This is a genomic window from Halocatena halophila (assembly GCA_027563145.1).
In the GTDB taxonomy this organism is placed as follows: Archaea; Halobacteriota; Halobacteria; order Halobacteriales; family Haloarculaceae; genus Halocatena; species Halocatena halophila.
Window position 1 is genome coordinate 2,648,431 of sequence record CP071306.1, and the last position, 22,162, is coordinate 2,670,592.

The window sequence follows — 22,162 nt, forward strand, 5'->3', positions numbered from 1 at the left end:
GCGCGAAGCGCGTTCGTCACGGTTGGCCGAGCACCCACTCACGACGAGTGTGAGCGAATCTATCAAGTTTGTTAATTAGAATGAATTACTGTCTGGCAACACTAGTTGCCCTTACTTTGTTCGAGGACAGGTTTATCAAGACGGTCCGGACGCATCACATAATAAGGAAGAATTCCAACACATACGAAAGTTTATAACCTAGTGGGTTGGCACAACCAACTGGGAACGCCAGCCGGAGTGATTTGCGCGTGTACTGAAACGCGCCGGGTGTTGCACCACCCGACGCTGGGGTTCCCTAACCGAGAGGTGAACCCAATATGGGAATAACGCCGCGGTACTGTAATCCTGTCGTATCGTCAATGACTAGCACGCGCTGTGCACGCTGTGGCCAGCCAGTGGCTCGCCAACGGGCGCACGCAACGGGTTGTCCGTCGTGGAGGGTCGGCTCGTGAGTCTTCCACAGTTCAGTTTTCGAACGGCGGATGGACAGATCAGCACCCTTGCGGAAATCGAGGATCGCGAGCAACTCTCCTCTGCTGAACTGCATCACGTCGTGGATATCGCCGAGAATTGCTGGTGTCGACCGTGCCAATCGACGGAGTGTCGGCACAGCCGCCAGGTTGAGGAGGTGCTGGCGATCGCTGATCTGAGCGAGCGCTCGGGCAGTGGTCCGGATGCGCTTCCTTCGCTCGATCGGATCACTCGGTTTCGCTCGCAGGGCGAGACGATCTACACCGCCTGGTTCGATAATGATGCTCGGTTGCGTGCGCATGAACAGCGATCGGGAGACGTTACTTTGTTGGCGTTTTCTCCCGATCGTCCGGAGGATCCAGCGCGTGCACAGACGCAAGACGAGGCTGTGTCTGCCGCGAGTTGTTTACTCGATGGAGTCGTGAAGTTCTGCGACGCACGATCAACCAAGGAACTCCCTGCGCTGCTTAAGCTGTTGGTCTCTCCAGCACACGACGACTAACCCCAACTACGGAATTTTTCGAAACCACATGTGCTAGAATCACCCACCGCGAGCGGAGCGAGCGGCTTTTTTCATCAACGTTTTTTCGTTCTCGCGAGCGCAGCGAGTGAGAGCAAGCGAGTCGCAGCGCGAACGTTGTGAGCGACCGTCTCGCTAGGGATGAGTGGTGAGCGTAGCGAACCCGAGTCTAAAAAAGGTTGGAGGCTGACTCTGCTGCGAGCTGTTTGCTGGATGCAGTCGTGAAGTTCTGTGACGCACGATCAACCGAGGAGCTCCCTGCACTTCTCCAACTGTTGGTCTCTCCAGCACACGACGAGTAACCAATTTACTCCTCTTCGCAGCTTTTGCAAACCGCTCTCGGCCAGTTTTTTCACCGCAAACCAGCGACGTGCACGAGATGATTGCGAATGGACTCGGCGGATTGGTACACGTACGTGCAATCAGGCAGCTATCGAGGTGACCGCTCCCTCTCCGACGGAGTGTGCGAAGACGCTCCAGCCGATCAAGAGAGGGTTGGGGCGCTGATCTAGAGTTGAAGACGAAAGTCCTGAACTTCGAACCGTCGATCGCCATCAAAGAAATCCACCAACGCAAATGGCTCGGCGACGGTTGATGTGACACGGACTCGAAATATGACTCCGACGTGATACTTGACCCCTTTTCGAAGCGTGATCCTTCCGGACTGTGTGACAGTGCCAGAGACATCCGTCTGGATGGTTTCGAGGGGTGCCCCTGATGATTCGCCGTCGACTTCTCGTGCGAATACAGACACAGCCGCCTCCCCAGAGCCGGCCGCATTATTCACTACTCCCTCTCTAACATACTGGCAGTGGCCGGAATACTCGGCCGTCGCAGGTGGTGTAAACGTCCCAAATAATGCTCCGTCTGCTCTCGCAGCGGTGCCAACGACGCTTCCCACTGCCTTGATGTTCACCGCATCGGTATCGGTCTGTATATCAACGACTGTATTGGTCCCAAACGGTTCTGTCTCCGCTTGCTCACTGGTATCCAATTGGATTTCGTACTCGGATGGGACGCTTGCTGCTGTACCGACAGCCCCGAAACAGAGAGTACTCACTCCTCCAACTGTGCCGACAGCTCGCTGTAAGAACCCCCGTCGGGTGGACCGCATCGTGGATAGTATGTCATCCATATTTTGGCGATAACCGATATTATTTTAGCCCTTTCGATATACTACTATTCTTTTTGTAGAAATATCTGATACAGATGGAATTTAATTGCCGAGTGAATTTCGATACTTCATGCATGAGATGTTCCCTTACTTCTGTTCCTGAGTAAGTCCCATTCAACTGGAAGAATGCCGAATACCGTCTTCAATGGCCTCAAACACGTGGTACCGAAAGCACGGTAGTTGCTCACGCAAGAGGAATACGAATAGGAGGTCGACGTGTTCAAGGCTGCCATTACGACGGTCCTGAAGGAGGCGCTCACCCTATTCGGGAGACAGACGATGCGATCACGAAGGTCGTCAGGATTAATCCGAATGCCAAGATTCAGAGATTGGCATACCCCCGCTCGGAGCGGATCTGTTTTGCTCTCTTATTCACTTCCGTCGTCGATATGGTCGTCGGCTGTCTTGCGTACACCCCTGCTTTTAGTGTCAGTCAATTTTTATCATATTTGTTAATAATATGGAGACAATTTGACTGCCAGAAGAAATTTATCTCTTACCGTATTAATTAATATTGAATGAGAGATAAGAATTCATTGGTAACACGCCGACGATTTCTTGGTAGCGCGCTCGGTGGAAGTATCGGTGGGTATTTGCTCGGCACACACTCGAGTAGGTCTTCTGTAGCACAAGCCACATCCACCTCCCCGAAGACAGATTGGCCACAGTACCAATTCAACGGTGGCAACTCTGGATACAATCCGCAGGGAACTGCACCGGTCCGGTGGTTCACACGTGACTGGCACAAGAACGTTGATGGACTCAGCGGAGCGCCTGCTGTGTCCGACCAAACTGTGTATGCACCCGTCAGACTAGCCACCCCTGGGGATGAAATTCCAGCACGCCATGTCCTCCTCGCACTCGATGCCACGGACGGCTCCGTCCTGTGGCGGGCCGAAATGGAGGGTGAGAGCTCCGTTGGGGTCGTTGATGGAACGGTGTACCTGGCTGATCGACGTACTCGGGCGCTTGATAGCACTGATGGCACAGAACAGTGGTCGGTTCAGCGGGGCTCGTATCATCCCGTGGTGACCGATCGTTTCGTCTACGTAACTGAGGGCGTTGAGGAATGCCTTGCCATCAACCGGCAGGACGGATCGGTTCAATGGAGCGCAGCCTTTCGAGCAACACAGATTCCCGCTGTCGATGGAGAGACCGTTTATGCCGGTGCCGAAGACGGGACCGTCCGCGCACTGACTGCTACGGCTGGCGAACGTCGCTGGACCAACTCGCTCGACGATAGTAATCCAGATCTAGCAGCTGCTGACGGTATGGCGTACGCTGCGGCTGTTGAGGGGTTCTACGCACTTGATGGCACATCCGGCGATGTCCAGTGGACGATTCCAAGTCAACGCACGCCAGATTCGAGCTATCGCTATAATGTCTCGTTGCCAGTACTCGCCGATGGGACCGTGTACGTTGTTGTTGACGGTGTCCTGCGGGCTGTCACTGCTGATTCCGGGACTGAACAGTGGAGATATGATTCACCACACGAGGTGCCGTCTGTTCCACCAGTACGGGTCGGGAATGCCATCTATTTCGTTGCTGCACCAAATCGGGTGGTGGCACTGCATGCCCTGACTGGGAACCGTCTCGGCGCGTACACCGCCCCAGTTGACAGGCTTGAGAGCGCTGTCGTTCCGGCGACTGGAGATCTTTATGTTGGTGGTGACGCCGAACAGAGCCAACAGAGTGGACTATTCAAGATCTGTGGCCAGCCACTCTGATCGGTACTGTTGTGCTCGGCTTTGGTGAGATGAGTGAGAACTGCTGTGTAATTATGTACGAGATCTGCTCTACGGAAATCTTGGATACACTCACCGTACTGTCTACCCTGGATACCGCCGATACACTGGCTGTTACCGATGGCCGCTCATAGAAGTGATCGATGACTGTGTGGCCAAGCTCGCCAGGGCGTTCGGTATTGAAACGCTATCTCTCCACTGATGCGGATGTAGTTAAAATTTCATACAACCCTTTTCACTGAATGGCGTCAATATTATGAACTATCAAGTATGGCTAGATTACATTTAAATGTCACTGTTGGTTTACATTAATTGATCCATAATGGATGACAATAATCAGGCGATGCAAGATCGTTTGGAAGCCATACAAATAAATGATGTATGGAACTGTATTGAGCGTCTAAGCAACTCGGTCCAACGGATTCGGGTGCTTGCTGCACTCATTGACACCCATGCTGACCTCCGTGAACTAATGGATGGATTAACTATCCCTCGAACAACACTTCAGCGTAACCTTTCTCTGTTGGAAGAGCACAATTGGATCAAACGAGACTCTTCAGGATATACTACGACCACTAGAGGTCGTCTCCTTGTGGATGCATTCATAGAGATGCTTGAAAAATTCCAGCGAATTGATGCTCTATCTCCGTTCTTGGCCGAAGTGGATCACTCCAGAGCTATCGACATTAGTCAGCTGAACGACATTCGTGTGACGGTTCCTGAACCTAATCAGCCTCACGCGCCGATGAGCCGCTTATTCGATTCATTCAACAGGGCAAAGCACATCCGGGGATGCTTACCATTCGTCTCCTGGTTGTTAATTGAATATTCTCCCACTGTCGATGAGATAAGTGCAGTTTCACATGAATATGTCGTCTCACGGACTGCCCTTGAAACTCTTGACACCCAATACACTACTGGATGCGCAGATATCGGTGAAACAAATGGTGTTGATATTAATGTATATGTCTTCGAAGATGACCTCCCCTACGGATTGTTTATTTCCGAAGACGGGCTCATATTGGCTGCCTACAATGAGATTGGCCGGATACAAGCACTGGTTGAGTCAGAGCATGAGACGGCTATCGAATGGGGAAGGCAAACGTACGAAACCTACAGACAACAATCCCAACAACTACGTGAATCAGATATACCAACTCCAACGTAGACTAACAGACTAAGTCCTCATCTACACATTTGTGTGAGCTTGTTGCTGTGTGGCGTTTTTATTTGCGTTGCTACCGTCCCATTCTATCTCGAACAGATGTCTATCGCAATACTGACGCTATGCTGCGGCTACATCAAATGACCAACAGTACGATTCGACAACCTCTTGCTCTACTTGAGCAGGACCATCACACTCCGGACACTCCTCAATAAAGATACGCAGACTCATTAACACGCGCTCAGCGGGTGTAAGGGCTGGCCAGTCAGGAGAGTGCTGGCTGAGATAACCCATTTTGGAATGTTCATTCAGCACCCTCGAGATACTCGCCAAGGTAGTCCGTACGATGAATCTGGATTTATTCGCGGCATGCTTGCCGAAAGTTAGATGGATATCAGTACCGTCTCGACAGGATTCAATCACGTTAGCGTCAAAGAAGCCCCCTACGTGGTCGATTACCTGTGTCTATCGTCTCGCCTTATTCGATGGAGAAGGTTCATTCCGTGAACATTGTTCAAGGAATGGTGATTGGCAATATAATAGTCAAAAATTGCTTGGTGGTTATTATTCATATTACGATTTTTAACCATCGAGCAAGGTAAAGTTAGATGTCACCGTTGGGAGATGTGCGATGGCAGAAGAAGACAACGACGACGGTACATCTAGTATCAACCGACGAACGATCCTCAAAGCTCTCGGTACGACCGCTGCCGTCGGTGTCACCGGTGTCGGCCTCGGTACATCCGCGGCGACCGAAGATAAGCCGACCGTAGCTCGGAAGGAGGTTTCCGTCTCGGAAGCGGAAGTTCAGAAAGTTCTCGACCGCAAGGAGACCAGAGTCACACTTGAGAACGCCCCAGTCAGCTCATTCGACTGGAATAGTACCACTGGATACGAGATCCGTGTGGAAGCCAATGGGGATACCCACGAGTTCCGAGAAGTGACGACAGATTCGGACCACGGCGACGCACTGTTCAGTTATGTAATGGGTGGTGACAGTCCTAACTCCGCGACGGTCAAAGCGGGGTCCGAGACGATTTTCCGAGCAAGGGCGATTGAGGGTGATATCCAGACCGAGGAGATCAAGCTCGGGAACATGGTGACTGACGACGCACTCCGGACGCTGGATAGCAATGGGACACTGAGCAAAATCAAAAGCAAGGTATCTACGTTAAAGACTGAGAAAGCCAGCGGTTACGTCGATCGGACGTCAGGAACGACCCACCTATATCTCCCAGCAAAAATGGATGGCGAGGAAGTGTGGCTGTACGCCGAGATGGACGCATCCGGCGGTTCAGACGCCGTTTACGTGATGCAACAGGGTGCTATTGAATGCTTCATCGGCTGCGTGCTGGCGCAGGGAGCAAGCATCGGTAGGATCTGTTATAACACCATCTGTCTACCCTGCCGGGCTGCTCTGACCGTTCCAACCTGTGCACCCTGTGCTGGATGTGCAGGGGCGATCGGCGCGAACTGTGCTGTCGGGTGCGGAGCGGAGTTCTTGCTGTAAGACAGCATCAATCACCGCTATCTCCTTCTCGATCAATCATGCTGTCGAATATAGAGGTCATGAAAGTAAATCTATAGATCGAATGGAAATGAATGCGTATCTGGGTAGTACTAAGTGTACTTCAAAGTGAGGTGTATGTGATGGACGGTGGCATTGGTCTTCGGCATGGAGTTCGAATCGCACGCACCGAATGGATGCGGACCCGACGCCAACTTGCTCGTTCGTCGGTAGTACGTGCCGTTATCGCCCTCTTTATTATTGGTACCCTCGTGATTGCTACCAGCATTGCATATGGCTTTGGAGCAGCTTTTCGCAGCGCAGCGATCACACTGCCGGTCGGCGCTATCCGGTCGCTCACGACGGCGGTATTTCTCACGCTCCTCATTGGATTCGTCCAACAAACCTCTAGACTCCTCGAACGGCTCAACATCAACCACCTGCTGACGACGGTTCCCGCACGCGCAGTCATCATCGGAGTGGTACTGACCGTGTCCGGTCGGGCCGCCATCCGAGTGTTCCTCACCGCAAGCAGTATTGCTATTGGATTTTCTCTCGGTATGCGCGCTCCGCTAGGTATCGCTACCGTCATCATCGCGGTCGTTGGCTTCCTGTCCCTTAGCGTCCTTTCCGCAGTCGCCCTCAGTTTCGCCGTGGACTTTCTCACCACCCGCTCTCCGCGATTTCGTCGATACAAAACTGCCTTCGTTGTGGTGGCGTTCTCCCTCCTCTCAATCGGAATGGCTGTAGTGATTGCGGGACAGGTGTCGATCGATCTCGTGTGGAAATGGCTCGCCGCCGCGCCAACGGCATGGTTCGTCGACCTCGCACTGGTCGGTGTACCGAGGACTTCACCGAAATTCTTTCAGAGCGTAGGTGCTCTTGGATTGGTGGGTATCGGTATCCCAGTGCTGGTGGCCGCGACGACCGCACTCGCCGAGCGGGTGTGGGAGACGGAACCGATCAGTGCAACGACCACCCATCGCTCGCACTCACTCGTCGGAGAGGGACGCGTAGGATTGGTCTTTGATAGCCGGATTTCGCAGCCAACCCTGACCATTGCTCGAAAGCGGTGGCTACAAGAACGACGCATCCCCCGCAGTCTCTTTATGTCGGGATATCTACTCGTCTTGCTCTTAGGAGTGACTTTCCCAATATTCGTGGCCGGAGAAGTTCCTGGCATCTCGCTGGTATTTCTCGCGTTCATCTGCGCGGGGACGACCGGGCTTGCCTTCGGGAGCGATCCGATCGGCACGGAATATCCATCGCTATCCATGACGCTCACAACGGTGTCCGGAAAACAGTTCGTTAGAGGAACGCTCCTTTCGGGTATCGTCACCGGTATCCCGATTACGGCGGGGGCAATTCTCTTCCTCGCGCTCTGGAGTCCCTATGGCGTCGTTGAAACGCTGTTGTTCGTCGTCGCTGGAGTAGGACTCTGCGTGTGTAGCGTTACCATTGCGGTCGCACTCGGGATGAGAAGCCCCTACTCCGACATCATACCCGTGCCACTTCCCCTGAGCAGTGCGACAATATATTCGGAGGTGGGCGCAGGTGGATTCATCAGAATGGGTATTATGCTGGGATTACTGGGTATCGTGTGTTTACCGATATTCAGCAGCTATCTGATGGCATTCTTCGATCTGGTATCGGTTGGTGGGATCCCGACCACAGCAATCCGAATCGGCTCACTCGTGCTGACAACTGCTCTGGCGACTAGTGTATCAGCACTTGCCTATCGACGCGCAGTGCGGTTGTACGACCGATATACTCTCTCGTAATCGATTTCGGTCATCACTAGCATCAGAACAACAGATGAAGAGAGTGGAACGACACTCGATCCGCAATCAATGAACGACTCACCCTCAATCACCACGGACAGACTCACGAAGCGATACGGAAGCAACACCGCCGTTGAGCAGCTAGATCTCGCAATTCCAAGCGGGGCTATCTATGGTTTTCTTGGGCCGAACGGTGCCGGGAAGACAACCACAATCAGGATGCTAACAACCTTGATAACTCCGACAGAAGGAACAGCACACATCATGGGCGAGTCGATTACCGATCGACCAGCAGTCATTCCGCATATTGGCTATTTGCCCGAAAAACCGCCGATCTACGACGAACTGACTGCCCGAGAACAACTCGAATATCATGGCGGGCTCTGCGATATGGCTCCGTCAGATATTGAAGATCAGATCACTTCACTCCTAGACCGATTCGACCTGACCGACGACGCCGACGACCGGATCTCGACGTACTCGAAAGGAATGAAGCAGAAAACGGGGTTGATTCAGGCACTCATGCACCGACCCGATGTAGTCATTCTGGACGAACCTACATCAGGTCTCGATCCACAGGCGGCGCGCACGGTTCGAGATACCATCAACGAACTCGCCGCTAGCGACACTACTGTGTTCCTTTCGACGCACATCCTGCCGCTTGTCGAAGAAGTCGCCACCGAGGTTGGCATCCTCTACGATGGGGAGTTGGTAGCCGAAGGCCCCCCTGATGCGTTGAAAGAACGCATGGAGACCGGCGAGGAAGGCACGCTCGAAGACGTTTTCCTCGACGTCACTACCGATACCACCTACGACGGACAGGCTGAAGCCGACCCCAGCGGCAAGATAGAGTGAGCTCGTTCCAAGTTCACGAATCCGTCTCTCACCGCACTCACGGGCGACTCATCGCTGTTCTGGTGGGGAACAGACAATAGTCACCGCTGAGAAGGTATTGTACCACGAGACTGGCATGGCGATAATTTCAAGTCCCACGTGCTCATTCCAGTAGCGCGATGTCGTTGGAAACGATGATACATGACAACGACCTTATCAGCAACGACTAAAGCCACAGCAGCCAGCCGAGGGCTGTAAGCTGTACGGTGTCCTGTGGCACAGTCACAAGTGCTCCGTCCCGTTGTGAACTATCCGGCTGTATCTCTAGAAATTCGAGATACGGTTCAGAGTCACCGATATGTTCGTCCCGATCAAAGTGTGTCTCAATAGCATCATCGGTGTGACCCATCAGGATCAGATTCCACTCCAATCTCTCGACCAATTATTGCATAATCACCAAAAATTCCTAACCAATAACTATCCGTAGATTTTTCTTCCGCAGGATGGACGAATATGGATGATGGATAGTACCAAATTTCCGAGGACTGACAATTCGTACTCTACGTGAAAGTGGGTAGCCCCATCGCTCTGGTCTCTACGCACGGTGTATGCCCCGTATGGATTTCGTGTGCTTCCGGGCTTGTACCGCACTTTTTTCGTTGTAGGTAACTTCGATCCATCCCCATCTCTTTCAGGAAAGGGTCCAGCGCTTCCCCCAGACGTTCTCGTAAAACTGACAGGCAGCAACTGGGCCATCAGGTAGATGCCCAGTGTGTTTCCTGTGCTCCCATCTGAATAGGGTATCAGCGTCTGATACCTTCCATGTCTGATCGCATTCCTCGCAGTATACAATCCAATCATCGTGGGATAATTTCTCATTGTTATTAATTCTACTCGACATATGTATGAAATAATCATTTGCCAGAGCAAAAAATGTTACCGAATGGGACCGTACCGCCCTTCCCCGAGGTTTGGAATGAATATCCGACACTGATCGGCGTTATCAGCACCTGAAAGTGGTGAAAATTGTGTCTCAGCAGAATATTTTGAGAGCCCTGCATTGGGGTCTCAATCACCTCTAACTTTCTGTGATGAATGCCGAGGCAGAGATGAAATAGATTCTATGAGGCGTGTTTTGGGGTGATAGTCGGTCAATGGATGAAGAGATAATCGATGATGCGACAGTCTGGGCAGGTGATTTCCTGGCCATCGCCCTTCGCGTTCTTGATCGTCACTTCGTCCAGCTGCCAGCCGCCGGTGTCGCATCGATCGCAGGTGTACCCACCCATAGAGTGATTGTCCACAGCCCCTGCCAAGATCTTTGCGCTGATCGGATGGAAGCACTGGAACCGGTGGTGAGCAGAAGAACGGCAGGGGCTAAACGGGGTCGGTCCAGTCATCGGTCAGATCAAACCAACAATCAGTGTGGATGAAGTACTCATCATCAGTCGGTTCTCTTGTAATCCACTCTGGAGAAATGCGAACGTGCTCCTGATCGAGAGGGACGTGATTATCACAAATAGCGCAGATGACTGATTCGATAGTCATGATAGTATCAATGGTTTCTACGGGGATGGGGTATCGGTAATTCAGATTAGTCGTGCACGCGAGCTCGGAAAAACTGCTTACCGAAGGTCGTAGATGATTGGTTGTTCTGATTATCCCGCGTCCTCGGGAAGGATCGGCTGATTGTTTTCGTTGAGTTCGCCGGCTTCTTCTTTTTCGACAGTGTGCTCGATGAGCGCCCATTCGAGCTTCCCGAGGTATTGTGCCGCCTCACTGTCGGTGTTCAGGCGAAACATAGGGGAGTTTCCGGCCATGCGTGTCTTCTCGACAAGGCCCCATGCACGGAGATCGTCAATGTGGTCGTAAAACGCAGTACTCCCGATGCCAGCTTGCTCCATGATCTGTGTGGGGTTGAGGTCACGGTCCGTCTCGCTTGTGAGGACAGCGAGAATTCGTACACGGGCGGGTGTCCCGAGGAGGTTAACAAGGGTAGTTCCATCAGCGTAGGTATCCTCTTCGGCTACGACTTGGCTCATATTACTAAATCAGTAACTCAGTGACTTATATTTTCCGCAGTATCGAATGGTACTCTCCGTTCAAACGGAAAGCCATAATATAGTGGAACTTATGTGAATACTTGGGGAGACCCACATGGCAAGCGACGATGAGATAGCGATCAAAATCATGCGGAAGCTCGTTCGTGGTGGGTATGTTGGAAACCGAAAGGTCACCGTTGATACGGCCAAAGGCTGGGTTGCCAGCCACGACGAAGGTCGAGCGGAAGAGCTCATCCGCGATTGGATCACCGAGCCAGAGAGTCCAATCGAAGCCTACGGAGGTGGTGAACGGGATAACATCCGTCTCACATCCAGGGCTCAGGGGCTGAAATGGCTCGAAGCACGCGACGTTGACACGACGTTTCTGTAGGCCAACGTCGGGTATCCCCATTTATCGACACTCATTTATTCCGACTCCTATTGAGCAACGGTCGCGATCGATCCGTTCCTACTCGTCAAAGATATCTCTCATGGTACAGGATTCACAAAGAGGATGGCCCTGTTCGATTCGATTGGCTTCATTTTTATCACAATTGTCGCACTTTGGTGCGATCGTCATTGTTGTTCGAGGCTCTGACGTTTGGATCTCGCTCAACATCTCGGTACGGATCCTAATATCCAGGTACTCCCTACATTCAATACATATGTTTCCATATGCCTCCTTATCTCCGGGCTTCTTCCCCTGCTCAACGAAAGAGAAATCCAGTTTTGCCAGCGCTTCACCGATTAAATCTACTCCCAAAAGTGAGTGACTATTCGGATCATTTGCGTATACTACTGGTGTAGGAGCACCACAGTTGGGACAGTCTCTGACCCATTGATAGACATCAAGTTCGATCATGGAATTTACTATATTATACCCATACCTCAGAAGAATATTATCTTTCCCCACATAGATATATTTTATATGATATGTGGTTAAGCACTTCTATTGTGGATCAAACCTAGGAACGATCTCGCGATCGTCGAGCCAATCATCAATTGCAGTTCGTGGGTGGGGAGTCTCTTGGCCGTCTATCCGGACAAATGTAAGCAAGCTTTCTCACATAAACTTCTCCTGATCGGTATTGTCTGCTGGACCTCCTAAGGATGCACATAGTATCTCCGCGCTACCTTGCGAATTTCAGTAGAAATCGGAGTGTCCCCTCCTCGCTACGAAGTGAAGTCGCCATACTCGGATCAGCCGGCCGTACTAGGACTCAATTTCTCGTCCTGATCATCGTCGGTGGTTTCGGGGTCTGCCTGTTTCCGATGAGCGATAGTGAAGAGCTCATGAGCCTGATCGTCGGTGACATTGACGACCTCAACAGGATGATGTGCAAGCCCAGCGATGCGGGCAGCTGCAACTCGTTTGTGGCCATTGATGATCATCCCGTTCTCTCGTACGACAGGGAACGAGCCCGCGTACTGATTGCGGTAGCAGCGCCGGATGGTAGCATCAGCAGGAGTGAAGGCCCCGTTGTGATCAGGATGGGGTGACAGCTCGTCAAGCGCCCGCCACTCGATCCGTTTCCGTGGCTTGAGAACCTCGATGGTGCCTGGGAGCCGAATGAACACACTCCCGAGCTGTTCGTCGTCGCCGGTCGTCACATCGTGCAGAACGACACTCCCCCGCCCGTGATGAACTCGCTCGACCCACCCCTCAAAGATACGTCCCTCTTCGTCAATAACACGAGCATATTTCCCCTGCACAGTCCAGTCCAGTGTTTGGTTGAACGGGTTCTCTGTCATACTACGACACAGAGCTGAATGACTGAGGACTTTGCGAAACTACGGTACATTTCTCTTCATTTGAAATTTCTATTATTGCAACAATAGTGGAATTGATGGCACTGCTAGAAGTATTAGCAATCCTAATCTTGAGGGATGGCCTTCGAGTTAGATAATTGTTGGTTCTTACCATGGTTAGAAGGTATAGTTTCTCGCCAGACTGGTGGAAAGTGGAGTGACTTTAAGAAAATTCAGGGTTGTACAAAGTGAGACGAATTGAAAAACTTCACCTAGTATCGTGTATCGACAACCGATTAGGATCTCTTTAGGCAGCGCCAACTCACCAGCGAGTATGCCACTGATCGCCTCGGTGTGGAGCCAGCCGAGATTGAGATGTTCATCGATAAACAGAGTGGGACGAACACCGATCGCGATGGCTACCGTGAGTTGATGGTAGCGATCGAGGACGGAGAGATCGACCAGGTGGTCGCGTCGGAGGTGTCACGGATCTCTCGATCGGTACGGGATTTCTCAGCGACCGTCGGCGCATCGTCGACGAGAACGACGTCGGACTGCATATCCTCGATATGGGGATCGCACTCGATTCTACAAAGGTTCTGCTGTAACTAGCCCGCTTCCGTGATGCACGCCGACGCCGTAGCCGCTTCAACCCCACAAGGGTTCGTCTGAAACCATAGCCGATTCGTAGGCTATAGAGGTCGATAGTTTCGAATTCACATCAGAATTTCCATCGACCCTCGGTAGCCTCACTTCCCCAGGGGGTCGATGGTTCTGGATACAAGAACTGCTGGTCGTCTATCGTAGTCCTTCACAGTTGCTCGCCTGTTGTAGATGCTTCTCTGGATAATCTTTCTTACGAGTGACTGCCGTCGCTCCTCACCACAGGCCCGATCGATGGACTATGCGAGTTCGTCATCACCTTCACCAGAGTAATCCTCAGCGTGGGCAGCATCATAATAGCACTATGACAGTGCGACTAATCGTCGTCTATTCGGACAGCACCGGATGGATACACTGCCCGTAGGGGCTTTCTCCTCGCGCACTGTAAGGCACGCTCCACTCCGTATACCGCCCGTGATGGTGGACAGTTACTCTCCTCAGCCTCTAATGCCGGAGAACCAGTATGCCAGAAGTATCACCGTATGATCACCATATTCGTCACCCTATCCATCAACCCTGGGGGGAGACTGCCCTACTGAAGGTCGATGGAGAGGGGGGCGACAAAATCGGTATACACAAAGCCCAGCTTCCACCAGTTGGGCATGGTTACAGCAGAACCCTTGTGGGGTTGAAGCCGCCATACCAAAGTCGGAGATGCGCAGTATAAGATGGTTTCAGACGAACTCTTGTAAGGTTGAAGCGGGACGATCCTCGACAAGGGAACGGACGCAGACAGGATCAGACGACCTGTTTGCTGAGCAGTCGCCGTTCTTCTTCGGTTACTCCTGCCGAGATCTCCGCAGTCAGCTCTCGGAGCTGCTCGCGACTCCACTCCCGGGTTGATACGGTGACCATCTTCTCAGAACATATTTTCGGACAGGATTAGTGGAGTCTGGAGTCTGGATCGACGATGCTGGCGAACGTGAGATCTCCCCGTACGCGATCGAAGAAAGCAGCGCTGTTCTGATCTTCGCACCGACAGGCGAAGACGCCTGAGTCTACTTGGAATCAAGCAATGCGTCGACATCGAGATGCTCCGTGAGCAGCGATTGCATCCGTTCGACGGTGTCAGCACTCCGTGCTGGACCAGAGTCGATGGCGTCTTCGGCACGGTCGACAGCCGTGATCGTATCGGAGGGGACGAGTAGTACCGGCACGCCGGCCTCCTCGGCGCGTCCGAGAACGGCCTGTGGAGGGCTATGTCCACCAGTGAGGAGCAAGCAGGTGACGCCGGACGCTTGTAATGCTGCGGTCTGAATCTCGGGCCGGTCGCCGCCGGTGATCATTGCGCTCGAGCGTGTGCGACGGAACTGCCCGAGCGCAGCTTCGGGACCCATCGCACCGACGGTGATCCGTTCGAGGAGTCCATCCAGGGGAGCCTCGTTAGTAAGGATTCGTGCTCCGAGTTCGTCGGCGAGGTCTGCGACCGTGATGCCCGCGAGCGCACGCTGGTGAGGCACCACGCCAAGGATCGGTATCCCCCGGTCTTCGAGGAAGGGGATGACGTCGGTCATCACGTCATCATAGTTATCGTCCGACACACCGTTGAACAGTACGCCATCAACCTCACCGAGCTGCTGGATCGCCGCGAGGAGATCGTCCACATCGCCGGGCTCGTCGAAGTGTGTGATGAGTACCACCCGCGCGTCAAATAGCTCTGCGACTGCTCGGTCGGTGAGGTCGATAATCTCTCCCGTCGAGAGTCGGTTGCCCCCCTCCACCACTATCAGATCGCGATTGTCGGCGAGCCCACGGTAGCTCTCCGTGACGCGCTCACGCAGTTCTTCGGGATCGGCTTGGCCCCGGAGTGCGCTCTCGATGAGCGTCTGTGAGTACACCACCGGTTCCAATTCGTGAACCTCGGCGTTGAGGTCAAGTAGTTCGCGTGCGAGTAGCGGGTCCTCGTCGAGGGTCTTCCCGACGTTGCTTTGCAGGCGCGTGCCTTTCGGTTTCATGTAGCCAGTCTTCACTCCGCGCTCGTTGGCGATGCGCGCGAGCGCGAGTGCGATGGCCGTCTTACCAGTGCTTTCGTCGGTCGAGGTGAACAGTATCGGGTTCATTGGTCGAATTCCTCCGGGTCGATGGTTGCTGCGAGATCCACCGCCACGACTCCCTCAGGCGTGGCAACGAGCGGGTTGATGTCGAGTTCGAGGAGAGCAGAGAAATCAGTGACCAACTGCGAGATGCGCTGGAGCGTTTCAATGAGTGCTGTCTCGTCGACCGGATTGCGCCCCCGAGCCCCGCGGAGCAACGGTGCGGCATCGACTTCATCGACCATTTCTGTAGCCATCGATTCGCTTACCGGTGCGACCCTGACGGCGACGTCTTCGAGTATCTCGACAAAGATTCCCCCGAGGCCGAACAATAGCAAGGGACCGAACTGTGGGTCGCGGTTTATTCCCACGATGGTTTCGATTCCGGTGTCAAGGTCGATCTGTTCCTGGAGTTGGACACCGAGCACGGTAGCGCTCGGCTGGTAGTTCTTCGCGCGAGCAACGAGATCTTCATAGGCGTCAGCCACCTCACTGTCAGAGACACCGACACGGACGCCGCCGATGTCGGATTTGTGTTGAATATCCGGGCTAGCGATCTTCATGACAACGTCGCCATCGATGTCGGTCGCGAGACGCTCAGCCTCGGTCGGAGTATCCACGACTGCCCCTTGTGGCGTCGGAATACCATAGGCATCGAGCAGATCCATCGCTTCGACGCCGAGAGATTTCGAGGGACGTTCAGCCGCCTTCTGGATAATATCTCGGGCGCGCTCGCGATCAACGTCGAACGACGCTGGAGCTTCGTACTCGCGGGTCGAAATTTCTTGGTAGCGCGCAAGTGAAGCGAGACCCGTAACTGCCCGCGACGGGTCGAAATAGGTCGGAATGCCAGCGTCGTCGAGGATGTCGCGTGCTTCGTGCGTTGACTCCCCGCCCATCAGACAGGCAGCCACCGGAAGGTCATGCTCGGCCTGTGTCGTGCTCGTGATTTCAGCGAGTTCTTCGAAGGAGAGTACCGCCGTCGGACAAGCGAGCACGAGTGCTGCGCCGACGTTTGCATCGGAGAGCGCCATATCGAGCGCGTCGCTGAAGCGGTCAGCTGCTGCGTCACCAAGGACATCCACTGGATTGTAGATGTTCGCTTCTTCTGGGAGGACCTCCTGGAACGACCTGAGCGTGTCGTCAGCGAATGAGGCCAACTCCAGCCGAGAGTCACCGACCGCATCGGTGGCCAGCACCCCCGGTCCCCCCGCGTTTGTGATGACAGCGACCGCCTCGTTCTCCGGGAGGGGCTGACCGTCGAGCATACTCGCGGCGTCGAACAGTTCTTCGACTGTCTCCGCGCGGATGACGCCCGCCTGTTCGAGACCTGCCTCGTACGCGCGCTCGCTACCAGCGATCGCCCCCGTGTGCGAGGAGGCTGCTTGTGCGCCCGCCTCTGTCCTACCAGATTTCACTACCACGATTGGCGTTTCCTGAGTAATCTCCTGTGCTGTCTCGATGAATGCACCGCCGTCGGAGATATCTTCTAGATATCCGATGATGACGTCGGTGTCGTCGCTCTCGCCCCAGGCCTCGACGAAATTGCGTTCGTCGAGGACGGCCTTGTTGCCGAGCGACACCACGTCACGAAAGCCGATATCGCGGTCGTTTGCCCAGTCCAGCACTGCGGTGATGAACGCACCCGACTGGCTCATGAAAGAGATCGAGCCGTCTTGAGCACCTTCGGGGCCGAATGTCGCGTTCATGTTTACCGAGGTGCTCATAACGCCGACGCTGTTCGGTCCAACGAGATTCAGGCCGTACTCGCTGGCCGTCTCGCGGAGTTTACGCTCGCGAGTGGCTCCCTTGCTGCCCGCCTCACCGAAGCCAGCAGTGAGCACGACGACGTTCTCGATGTCAGCTGCCCCCGCATCGTGGACGACTTCGACAGCGACAGCAGCTGGTACGACCACTACTGCGAGGTCCACAGGATCGGGAACCGAGCCGAGATCGGGATAGCACTCGCGGTCGAACACCGTTTCCTTGCTCGGATTGACGGGCACCACTTCCCCGTCGAACTCGAGTAAATTAGCGGTGACCGCCCGCCCGACTGAGCCTTCACGCTCGGTTGCACCGACGACGGCCACAGTCGAGGGCGCGAACAGCTCCGAGAGATCACCCATCAGTTCCGTATTTGTTGGGGGATGTAATAATGCATGGGGCAGTGAACCAGTGTGATTTACTCGATGGACCGTCCATTGCCGAGACAGTCGTCGACTCCTGGGAAGAGATAGCCTCCATATAGTGCCATCAGACCGTTAGGACCGGAATATCGTTCGTTCTGACGGTACGCGCGGTCACGCTACCGATGAGGGCGAGGATCCGAAGGGTATCTTACACCGAACGACGACTACGAGAAGGCTGTCGTGGTGCTCGATGAACTCGATAAAGGGGCGAGCAAGCGGCAACTCGCTCGGTCACTCGGTATTTCGCGCTCGCCGGTGCGGGACGATCGCGGAGAATCGTAAGCGATACACTGCCCAGTAGATCGTTCTTCCAAGCTTTTACACAGTCGAAGGTGGAGGGATACACACCGATCAGTACTTTTTAACGTGTGTACGCGAGGCATGGTCGCATCAAAGTTTCGCTAGTTTTACATTCATTCCGCTGTCATGATGTTTATATGCAATCTCGACTATCAAATTCTTATGCCAGATAATAGTCGAATGCCCACCTCAACCCAGTGGACGCGTGACGCTGTGGGGGACGAAGGAAGAGAAGCCGTTGATTCTGTATTTCAAATAATTTGCCTGCAGACTCAATCGCAGGGTACTGGATTCTTATTGGATAGTGGACACGTCGTTACTAACGCTCATGTAGTTGAGGGTGCTGTTGCAGGCGGTATCATGGCTCAATCTTCCCGAGGGGAACAAGTGAATTTCTCCAACAAAACTGTGGACCCCGACAGGGATTTGGCGGTGCTGGAACCGATTGAAGAGCCGAGTGACGGGTTAGGGTTGGAGTTCAACACTGACTTTGCTGTCGGTGCTCAGGTTTCAACTTGGGGATTCCCAATAGGTCACTCAGGACCTTCCCCCCTCCTGTCTGTTGGGTATCTTTCTGGATTTAGTCAGGAGCGAACTTCCTCAGGACCTGTCAAACAACTTGTTGTTAACGGGGCGTTCAATGATGGAAATTCAGGCGGCCCACTCTTTCTATCAGAAAGTGATGGAGTTATTGGGGTTGTAGTTGCTAAACATGCTCCATTCACACAGTTCCAGCACTCTGCATTGGAGGCCCTCGCTAATAACCAAACTGGAGTGGGCTTTACAGCGGAAGATGAGCATGGAAATGAGCACCAATTCTCAGAATCACAGATCGTTGCAGATCTGATGCAACGGTTCATCTCCCTTACTCAGGTGATGATTGGATACGCCGTGGATGCTTCGGAATTGGCAGATTTTCTTGACGAAAATGATATTCTCTATAACGCGTAGCTTAGAAAGGATTCTTGCTTGAGTTCATCCACCCCTGCTCTACGTACGATGGGACCCACTCCGAATCTAATTTTGATGGGGAAGGGTTGTGGATGATTACTCTATTGGGCGTTGGCGTATCACCATACGGTGATGGATTCTCGGATTTATGGCTCGTTTGATTGTGTGAACAGGCACATCATATGGAAATGACTGTTACATTCCCATTACAAGGAAGCGTCTGAGGAACGATTCGACCGATCGATAACCGATCTGTCCCGCCCGGTCTCTCGTGGTGAATCTATCGGTTACCAGTAAGTTCGAGATCGTGGCCATTCGTAGGTCCGTTGCTCGTCACTCACTGAATGTTCGACTGGGTAGCGAGGGGTACGCTGCTCCTTTAAGTAGTTTTTGCGATATGGTGGAGGTATAGACGAGGTTCCGTGCGTGTTCTCCGTTGATAGGCTTTGAGCCAGATGATGTGTCTCACAAGGAAGGATCTATTATCTTTGAGACTCAGCTGTCCGTTGTCGGTTCCGTCCTGATTTTGTTCCGTTCGTATGTTGCATGATTCTCTTATGGATAGCACGCAATATCGATGCATCAGCCGATCGATTGATGTTGTGAGAGAGTTGAAATCGGGCGTTTCAGAGCTGTAGTTTGGGAAGAATTGCGTGTTAGTGTACTACCACGCAATCATCCACACGCACTGAACGAAATCCTTATATTGACTCTCCGGAACATTTTGACATCTTCTCTCGGCCGTAGCCGTAGCACCGTCCTACGGGCGGCCGATCGCCATCCGATACGTGGCAATAGCAAATGAAACACACAGTCCACGAGACGCTTGCAACAGCGTTTGAAAGCTACAGCATCGTGCGCCAACTGCGTGCCGTTCCACCCCACGAAGTGTATGAAGTCACCGTCAATGGGCACCACGCCGTGTACAAGGGCAATACTGGCCCGACGGGGAAAGCGGCAATTGAGGGACGCGTGACCGCATTCCTCGGTGAACAGACATCCGTGCCAGTACCACGGATAGTTCGCGTAGGAGACGATTACTTCGTCGCCAAGTGGCATCCGGATGCCCCACCAGCCGACGCAAGAAGAGACATTGACGAGACGTGGGCATTCGTCGCAGGACGAGGTCTCGCAACCTTGCATGCCGAAACAAATCAATTTATCGACACGTACGGCCAGTTCCAGCCACAAAACGGCGAACTCACGATTACCGGGGCGAGCGACTGGCACACTGCTGCAATCGCGTATGTCCGTCGTCACCGATCGGTCCCTGATCAACAGGGCCACGCTGACAGTGTTGATACCGTCATCGATGTCCTCACTGATCGCTCGGAGCTCTTTGAAGACGCTGACAGTCCTGTCTGCTGCCACGGCTGGGCAACACCTGAGCACATCTCTGTGAGTGATGATCAGGTGAACTGCATCGTCGACTTCGAACACGCACTGGCAGCACCGGGCGAGTTCGATTACTGGCGAACTGTCTTCCCGACGTTCAATCACAACACCGCCGCCCTGGAGCAAACGTTCCGGGATGGGTACGAATCCATTCGATCATTCCCTGCAGGATTCGAGCGCCGAAAACCTCTCTACCTGCTCATGAATCTCGTCTACTATTTCAAATCTCTGTATGTCCAGAACCAGCATGGACTGGAAGAGACAGCAAAACGAGCAAAGCGGTTTCGAAAGGATATCAGTGAGACAGTAAAGCGACTCTCGTAGCGAGTCACTGAAACACATACGAAAACGACGCTCTCAATCTTACACTACCGGTTGGGATGAAAGAGTCCTGCTGTCTGGCACCCTCCACGGAGTGAAATGCACCTCCTATCAGCAGTCACTCCTCTATAGGAGCCCGGAGGGCGTGAGAGTTTTCACGTAATTATCCTAACACGCAACTAGGAGTAGTGGTGTTCTTGTCAGTTCATACCGAGGGGAGTGCTTTGGCGTGATTGGCGCAAGAAATGAGCTTATGATGAAACCTCTGTAGATAGCGTTCTCCGTCTCTCGATAAACTGCGTCAGGAAAAACAACGCTCCACCAGCAACGGATAGTGCCATCCCGAAACCTACGACGAGATGTGACAGTGTTGTTGGGTCATAGGTCACTTCGAACGTGTATACATCCCCCTGATATTGAACAGCGTTGTTGGCAAAGGTGGTCAGAGTAGTTCCTTCAACAGGAGCTGCTTGGCCTGTCATCAGTCGATCAAACACGGATTTCTCTTCCGACGTAAGATCAGAATACGCAATTGGTGAGGCACTCGTGGATGCGTCTCCTTGGTCAACCTGAATCAAGTAAGGGGTTGCGTCTGTCTCGCTGTATGCAGCAGAACCAGTAATAGCGAGTCCAAGCACAAACAATCCAATACCACTCACGTACATCGCAGGTCGTAACCAAGAGCGTAGATCCATACTACATTAATTGTTTGAACCTATCATAAATTTGCTCCTGTTGCCAAGGGCATTCTGTATTAAATGATACAGGGATACTGACAGACTGTCAGCAGCCATTTCCTTCTGTACCGCTATTGACAGTGGTGTCCGACTCGATCAGCGCCGAGCGATGGTTGAAATGGCCTTATGTAACTCTTGCTGCGGATGCATATCTCCCTATGCCCCGGAACTGAATCCTGCCGAGCAAATCTGGCACACAAAATGTGGCGATCTAATAAACTACGTCCCAGAATATATTGACGCCGTCGAAGTCCCATCGATCAGCCGACTGCAGCCAAGAACGACCTGCCCGAACTCTTGCTAGGATTCCTCAAAGGAACTGAGCTCGACTTTGAAATACAGTGTGGTGTTTTAGAATGAATCAGTCAATAATCGCGAGAAATATTGACCCTATAAATACCGTTACCGCCGTTGATAACATTACTATGGCAACACTGAATGGATTGTGTGGATTGTATACATGATACGATACAGCAATGTAGATCCCAAAAATTGCGCCAAAACCCCCTAATTGTCCACTAGATATAATATAACACAGTTTGTGATTCCATACTTTTATGCTAGGCGTTAAGAACCGCTTGTTAA

19 protein-coding genes are annotated in these 22,162 nt (G+C 53.0%); 10 read left to right on the plus strand and 9 right to left on the minus strand.

Annotated elements, in window-relative coordinates; translation table 11 throughout:
• Positions 1-448 precede the first annotated feature (448 nt).
• Complete coding sequence (locus JXQ78_RS14045) at positions 449-973, plus strand: hypothetical protein (RefSeq protein ID WP_330631395.1); 525 nt, start codon at positions 449-451, stop codon at positions 971-973.
• Positions 974-1,499: 526 nt separating this feature from the next.
• Here JXQ78_RS14045 and JXQ78_RS14050 read toward each other — a convergent pair.
• Complete coding sequence (locus JXQ78_RS14050) at positions 1,500-2,126, minus strand: hypothetical protein (protein ID WP_330631396.1); 627 nt, start codon at positions 2,124-2,126, stop codon at positions 1,500-1,502.
• Positions 2,127-2,683: 557 nt separating this feature from the next.
• On the opposite strand from JXQ78_RS14050, the gene JXQ78_RS14055 reads away from it, so the two are divergent.
• The 5 genes from JXQ78_RS14055 to JXQ78_RS14075 all read left to right on the plus strand — a co-directional run bounded on the left by JXQ78_RS14055 (position 2,684) and on the right by JXQ78_RS14075 (position 9,218).
• Positions 2,684-3,892, plus strand: coding sequence for a PQQ-binding-like beta-propeller repeat protein (locus JXQ78_RS14055; protein WP_330631397.1), 1,209 nt, complete (start codon positions 2,684-2,686; stop codon positions 3,890-3,892).
• Between the two features lie 340 nt (positions 3,893-4,232).
• Positions 4,233-5,078, plus strand: a complete 846-nt coding sequence (locus tag JXQ78_RS14060) for a helix-turn-helix transcriptional regulator (RefSeq protein ID WP_330631398.1) — start codon at positions 4,233-4,235, stop codon at positions 5,076-5,078.
• Positions 5,079-5,706: 628 nt separating this feature from the next.
• Positions 5,707-6,585, plus strand: a complete 879-nt coding sequence (locus tag JXQ78_RS14065) for a hypothetical protein (RefSeq protein ID WP_330631399.1) — start codon at positions 5,707-5,709, stop codon at positions 6,583-6,585.
• A 140-nt stretch (positions 6,586-6,725) separates the two neighbouring features.
• On the plus strand, positions 6,726-8,363 hold the full coding sequence (locus JXQ78_RS14070) for a hypothetical protein (protein ID WP_330631400.1): 1,638 nt from the start codon (positions 6,726-6,728) through the stop codon (positions 8,361-8,363).
• Positions 8,364-8,432: 69 nt separating this feature from the next.
• Complete coding sequence (locus tag JXQ78_RS14075; RefSeq protein ID WP_330631401.1) at positions 8,433-9,218, plus strand: ABC transporter ATP-binding protein; 786 nt, start codon at positions 8,433-8,435, stop codon at positions 9,216-9,218.
• Between the two features lie 205 nt (positions 9,219-9,423).
• Here the strand turns inward: JXQ78_RS14075 and JXQ78_RS14080 are convergent, their stop codons facing one another.
• The 3 genes from JXQ78_RS14080 to JXQ78_RS14090 all read right to left on the minus strand — a co-directional run bounded on the left by JXQ78_RS14080 (position 9,424) and on the right by JXQ78_RS14090 (position 11,239).
• Entirely contained in the window at positions 9,424-9,606 is a 183-nt protein-coding gene (locus JXQ78_RS14080; protein WP_330631402.1) for a hypothetical protein, read from the minus strand.
• Positions 9,607-10,348: 742 nt separating this feature from the next.
• Positions 10,349-10,486, minus strand: coding sequence for a hypothetical protein (locus tag JXQ78_RS14085; protein ID WP_330631403.1), 138 nt, complete (start codon positions 10,484-10,486; stop codon positions 10,349-10,351).
• Between the two features lie 369 nt (positions 10,487-10,855).
• A complete protein-coding gene (locus JXQ78_RS14090; protein WP_330631404.1) occupies positions 10,856-11,239 on the minus strand; it encodes a winged helix-turn-helix domain-containing protein in 384 nt (127 codons plus the stop codon).
• A gap of 115 nt (positions 11,240-11,354) precedes the next feature.
• Here JXQ78_RS14090 and JXQ78_RS14095 point away from each other — a divergent pair, with 115 nt between their 5' ends.
• Positions 11,355-11,630, plus strand: a complete 276-nt coding sequence (locus tag JXQ78_RS14095; RefSeq protein ID WP_330631405.1) for a hypothetical protein — start codon at positions 11,355-11,357, stop codon at positions 11,628-11,630.
• A 78-nt stretch (positions 11,631-11,708) separates the two neighbouring features.
• On the opposite strand, the gene JXQ78_RS14100 is transcribed toward JXQ78_RS14095, so the two are convergent.
• Positions 11,709-12,152 (minus strand): hypothetical protein, encoded by a 444-nt coding sequence (locus JXQ78_RS14100; RefSeq protein WP_330631406.1) that lies wholly within the window; start codon positions 12,150-12,152, stop codon positions 11,709-11,711.
• Between the two features lie 287 nt (positions 12,153-12,439).
• Positions 12,440-12,991, minus strand: a complete 552-nt coding sequence (locus tag JXQ78_RS14105) for a ParB/RepB/Spo0J family partition protein (RefSeq protein WP_330631407.1) — start codon at positions 12,989-12,991, stop codon at positions 12,440-12,442.
• Positions 12,992-13,342: 351 nt separating this feature from the next.
• Between JXQ78_RS14105 and JXQ78_RS14110 the strand changes: the two genes are divergently transcribed.
• Positions 13,343-13,600, plus strand: coding sequence for a recombinase family protein (locus tag JXQ78_RS14110; RefSeq protein WP_330631408.1), 258 nt, complete (start codon positions 13,343-13,345; stop codon positions 13,598-13,600).
• 1,049 nt (positions 13,601-14,649) lie between these two features.
• On the opposite strand, the gene JXQ78_RS14115 is transcribed toward JXQ78_RS14110, so the two are convergent.
• Together JXQ78_RS14115 and JXQ78_RS14120 are read right to left on the minus strand one after the other, a co-directional pair.
• Positions 14,650-15,711 carry a phosphotransacetylase family protein gene (locus tag JXQ78_RS14115; protein ID WP_330631409.1) on the minus strand — a complete coding sequence of 354 codons (1,062 nt, stop codon included), beginning with the start codon at positions 15,709-15,711 and terminating at the stop codon, positions 14,650-14,652.
• On the minus strand, positions 15,708-17,810 hold the full coding sequence (locus tag JXQ78_RS14120; RefSeq protein WP_330631410.1) for an acetate--CoA ligase family protein: 2,103 nt from the start codon (positions 17,808-17,810) through the stop codon (positions 15,708-15,710). The genes JXQ78_RS14115 and JXQ78_RS14120 overlap by 4 nt, the downstream gene beginning before the upstream one ends.
• Before the next feature lie 576 nt (positions 17,811-18,386).
• Between JXQ78_RS14120 and JXQ78_RS14125 the strand changes: the two genes are divergently transcribed.
• Positions 18,387-19,124, plus strand: coding sequence for a S1 family peptidase (locus JXQ78_RS14125; RefSeq protein ID WP_330631411.1), 738 nt, complete (start codon positions 18,387-18,389; stop codon positions 19,122-19,124).
• Positions 19,125-19,925: 801 nt separating this feature from the next.
• Positions 19,926-20,843 carry a phosphotransferase gene (locus JXQ78_RS14130; RefSeq protein WP_330631412.1) on the plus strand — a complete coding sequence of 306 codons (918 nt, stop codon included), beginning with the start codon at positions 19,926-19,928 and terminating at the stop codon, positions 20,841-20,843.
• Between the two features lie 248 nt (positions 20,844-21,091).
• Here JXQ78_RS14130 and JXQ78_RS14135 read toward each other — a convergent pair whose 3' ends face one another.
• Positions 21,092-21,535, minus strand: coding sequence for a hypothetical protein (locus tag JXQ78_RS14135; protein WP_330631413.1), 444 nt, complete (start codon positions 21,533-21,535; stop codon positions 21,092-21,094).
• Positions 21,536-22,162 lie beyond the last annotated feature (627 nt).